Genomic DNA, 4120 nt, shown 5'->3' with positions numbered 1-4120 from the left:
TTCTTTCCTGCCGCCCTCACCTGCCAGGACTTGAACCTGCAACCTACGGCTTAGAAGGCCGTTGCTCTATCCAGCTGAGCTACAGGCGATTGCAGATTTCCGCCATCAAGCCAACTGGTCGGGGTGGAGGGATTCGAACCCCCGACATCCTGCTCCCAAAGCAGGCGCGCTACCAGGCTGCGCTACACCCCGTCTTTTAAAGCTGCGTCAGTGACTAAGCTCGAAAGCGAGGCGCGCATAATACTCGGCGCCCCCATGAGCGTCAACGGGGTTCGACGCAAAAAAATGTCTAACGTTCAGATTTTAGGCAACTTTTGCGCACTGTGCCTGCGCGTGCGAGAATCGCGCCGTTCACGGCTACCCCCGGCAGGCTGCGATTACCGCAACCGCGCCAAGCCGCCCCCTATTGTAGTCAATTTCAGAGAGACCGCCCACATGACCGCCCAGATTCTTGATGGCAAAACCCTGGCCCAGCAGTTTGAACAGGAGATGCGCCTGCGCGTCGACACCCTGAAAGCCAAGGCCGACGGCCGCACGCCGATTCTTGCCACCATTCTGGTGGGTGCCGACCCGGCATCTGCCACCTATGTAAAGATGAAAGGCAACGCCTGCCAGCGTGTCGGCATGGAATCTGTCGCCATTGAGCTGGCCGACGACACCAGCACCGAACAATTGCTGGCAAAAATTGACGAACTCAACAATAACCCGGATGTGCACGGCATTCTGCTACAACACCCGGTCCCTGCCCAGATTGATGAACGCGCCTGTTTCGACGCCATCAGCCTGGAAAAGGACGTGGACGGCGTCACCTGCTTGGGCTTTGGTCGCATGAGTATGGGCGAGGACGCTTACGGCTGCGCCACCCCCAAAGGCATCATGCGGCTGTTGGAGCACTACCAGGTGGAGCTGGAAGGCAAGCATGCCGTGGTGGTGGGCCGCAGCGCCATTCTCGGCAAACCCATGGCCATGATGCTGCTGGAAGCCAATGCCACGGTCACTATCTGCCACAGCCGCACCCAGGATCTGCCAGCCCTGGTCAAACAGGCTGACATCGTTGTGGGCGCCGTGGGCAAGCCGGAGTTCATCAAGGCTGACTGGATCAAGGATGGCGCCGTGGTCGTCGATGCCGGCTTCCACCCGGAAAAATGTGGCGACATCGAGCTGGCGCCGCTGGTGGACCGGGTGAGCGCCTATACTCCCGTGCCCGGCGGCGTCGGCCCCATGACTATCAACACCCTGATTTTCCAGACCCTGCAGTCCGGCGAAAAAGCCCTGGCCTGATACGCTACACAGGCGCCGTCCCTGGCGGCGCCTGTAATCGTCATTCCCGCCCTTTTGCGACACCTCCCACAAAGCAAAGCAACGCTACGCAGTAACAACCGGCGGTAACATTATTGTCGGCTCCTGCGGCCTATAGTCTTCTGAGCCTCATCCCGCGAGGCGTCGCTATAGACCCAAGGAGAATCACCATGGCAGGGAAGTTCGAAATCGATAAGGCCAGCAACGGGCAGTACATTTTCCGCCTGAAAGCCGGCAACGGAGAAATCATTCTCTCCAGCGAGCAGTACACCAGCAAAGGCGCCTGCGAGAACGGCGTTGAGTCAGTCAAAAAGAACGCCCCGGACGACAACCGCTTTGATCGCAAGGAAGCCAAGGACGGCAGGCACTATTTTTCCCTGAAAGCTGCCAACCACCAGATCATTGGCCAGAGCCAGATGTACAAGAGCGCCAGCGGTATGGAAAACGGCATTGAATCAGTGAAGAACAACGCTCCCGATGCTCCGGTGGACGATCAGACCGACTGATACAAAAAAGGGCCACTTCGTGGCCCTTTTCCTGCAATCTTCACTCGCTGAATCAGGCTTCCTTCGGCCAGGACTCGCGCAGCCCCACTGTCTGATTGAACACCAGCTTGTCAGCGCTGCTGCTCTGATCCACACAGAAGTACCCCTCACGCTCGAACTGGTAGCGGGTTTCGGCCAGAACCCCGCGCAGCCCCGGCTCCACCCAGCAGCCATCAAGCACAGTCAATGAATCCGGATTGATGTGAGACAGGAAGGTCTGCCCTTCTTCGGTCTTGTTGGGATTGGCTGCGGTGAACAGGCGGTCGTAGAGACGCACCTCGCAGGGCTCACCCTTGCTGGCGCTGACCCAGTGAATCACCCCGCGCAGTTTGCCCTGGTCATCCGCATTTTCCGGGTTCTTGCCCAGGGTGTCCGGATCATAAGTGCAGCGCACTTCCACAATCTCGCCGCTGTCATTACGGACCACATCGGTCGCACGCACCACATAACCATAGCGCAGGCGCACCCGATCACCCAGCACCAGGCGCTTGAACTTCTTGTTGGCCTCTTCACGAAAATCTTCCCGGTCGATATAAATCTCCCGGGTCATGGGTACCTGACGGGTTCCCATGGTCTCGTTCTGGGGATGCACCGGGGCCGTCAGGGATTCTTCCTTGCCCTCTTCCCAGTTTTCGATGACCACTTTCAATGGATTGAGCACACACATGGCGCGGGGGGCATGCTGATTGAGATCATCGCGGATGGCGGCTTCCAGCATCCCCATATCCACCACGGAATCCGCCCGGCTGACGCCCACGGATTCACAGAAGGTACGGAGCGAGGCAGGTGTATAACCACGGCGACGCAGGCCACAGATGGTCGGCATACGCGGGTCGTTCCAGCCTTCCACGTGCCCTTCGTCCACCAGTTGCTTGAGTTTGCGCTTGCTGGTCACCGTGTAATTCAGATTCAGGCGGGCAAACTCATACTGGCGCGGGTTGGCAGGCACAGAGGTGTTCTCGATCACCCAGTCATAAAAGGGCCGGTGATCTTCAAACTCCAGGGTACAGAGGCTGTGCGTGATGCCCTCAAGGGCATCGGACAACGGATGGGTGAAGTCGTACATGGGGTAGATCACCCACTTGTCACCGGTCTGATGGTGCGCTTTCTTGCGGATACGATAGAGAATCGGATCGCGCAGAGTCAGATTGGGGCTCTGCATGTCGATTTTGGCACGCAGTACCGCCGCGCCCTCGTCCAGCTCGCCGCTGCGCATCTGCTCGAACAGAGCCAGGTTCTCTTCCACAGTCCGCTCGCGGTAGGGGCTTGGCTTACCCGGCGTGGTGAAATTGCCGCGGTATTCAGCGATCTGTTCCGGGCTCAGGCTGTCCACGTAGGCCAGCCCCTTGTGAATCAGCTCCACGGCCAGCTCATAAAGCTGGTCGAAATAGTTACTGGCGAAGCGCTCCTGGCCATTCCAGGCAAAGCCCAGCCACTGCACATCCTGCTTGATGGACTGGATGTACTCGTCCTCTTCCTTCTCGGGATTGGTATCGTCGAAGCGCAGGTTACAACTGCCGTTATAGCTTTCGGCAATCCCGAAGTTCAGGCAGATAGACTTGGCATGACCAATATGCAGGTAGCCATTGGGTTCCGGCGGAAAACGGGTCACCACCTGGCCGTCGTTTTTACCTTCTGCGAGGTCACGGTCGATGATCTGTCTGATAAAATTGCTGGGCGCTTTCGTTTCGCTCATGGGTCTTGGCCAGTCCGGAAGGCAGGGAGCCTGAATATGGGCAGGCTCTCACGGTGAAAATGAAGGTGCGCTAGTGTACTGTACGCCCCCCAACAGTCAAAGACTCAGGGCCAGCCCGGGCACAAAAACCCCGACCCGGCCCTACTTGCGGAGAAAACCTGATGAAAGTGGTGCTGACAACAACCTACGGCAAAATCACCCTGCAGCTGGACGCAGAGAAAGCGCCGATTACTACCGAGAACTTTGTTCAATACGTCAAGGATGGGCACTTCGACGGCACCATCTTCCACCGTGTCATCAGCAATTTCATGATCCAGGGTGGCGGCTTCAACGAAGATATGCAGCAAAAGCCCACCCGTGACACGATCCAGAACGAGGCCGGTAATGGCCTGTCCAACAAGGCTGGCACCATCGCCATGGCGCGCACCCCGGATCCCCACTCCGCTTCGGCCCAGTTCTTCATCAACGTGGCCGACAACCACTTCCTGGACAAGGAACGCAGCCAGGATGGCTGGGGCTATGCAGTCTTCGGCGCGGTCAGCGACGGCATGGACGTGGTAGAGAAAATCCGCAACGTGGC

Annotated in this window: 4 protein-coding genes and 2 tRNA genes; 3 read left to right on the top strand and 3 right to left on the bottom strand. The window is 58.2% G+C overall.

Translation table 11 applies throughout. The features are described from left to right. Positions 1-15: 15 nt before the first annotated feature. Both ACFE0K_RS02280 and ACFE0K_RS02275 read right to left on the bottom strand, forming a co-directional pair. Positions 16-89 (bottom strand) — tRNA-Arg (locus ACFE0K_RS02280). 26 nt (positions 90-115) lie between these two features. Next, positions 116-192 (bottom strand) — tRNA-Pro (locus tag ACFE0K_RS02275). A gap of 243 nt (positions 193-435) precedes the next feature. On the opposite strand from ACFE0K_RS02275, the gene folD reads away from it, so the two are divergent. Together folD and ACFE0K_RS02265 are read left to right on the top strand one after the other, a co-directional pair. Further along, positions 436-1281: a bifunctional methylenetetrahydrofolate dehydrogenase/methenyltetrahydrofolate cyclohydrolase FolD gene (gene folD / locus ACFE0K_RS02270; RefSeq protein WP_434534521.1), complete on the top strand. Its 846-nt coding sequence runs from the start codon at positions 436-438 to the stop codon at positions 1279-1281. A gap of 188 nt (positions 1282-1469) precedes the next feature. Further along, the gene (locus tag ACFE0K_RS02265; RefSeq protein ID WP_434534520.1) at positions 1470-1805 is read left to right on the top strand and encodes a YegP family protein; all 336 of its coding nucleotides are present in this window, start codon (positions 1470-1472) and stop codon (positions 1803-1805) included. A 52-nt stretch (positions 1806-1857) separates the two neighbouring features. On the opposite strand, the gene ACFE0K_RS02260 is transcribed toward ACFE0K_RS02265, so the two are convergent. Continuing rightward, positions 1858-3540 (bottom strand): glutamine--tRNA ligase/YqeY domain fusion protein, encoded by a 1683-nt coding sequence (locus ACFE0K_RS02260; protein WP_434534519.1) that lies wholly within the window; start codon positions 3538-3540, stop codon positions 1858-1860. A gap of 161 nt (positions 3541-3701) precedes the next feature. Here ACFE0K_RS02260 and ACFE0K_RS02255 point away from each other — a divergent pair. Continuing rightward, positions 3702-4120, top strand: a 419-nt coding sequence (locus ACFE0K_RS02255) for a peptidylprolyl isomerase (protein WP_434534518.1), incomplete at its 3' end; no start/stop codon positions are given.

This window comes from Alcanivorax sp. (assembly GCF_051117345.1).
Taxonomy (GTDB): domain Bacteria; phylum Pseudomonadota; class Gammaproteobacteria; order Pseudomonadales; family Alcanivoracaceae; genus Alcanivorax.
The sequence above is the reverse complement of the archived record's forward strand: the minus strand, read 5'-3'. Positions and strand labels throughout refer to the sequence as shown.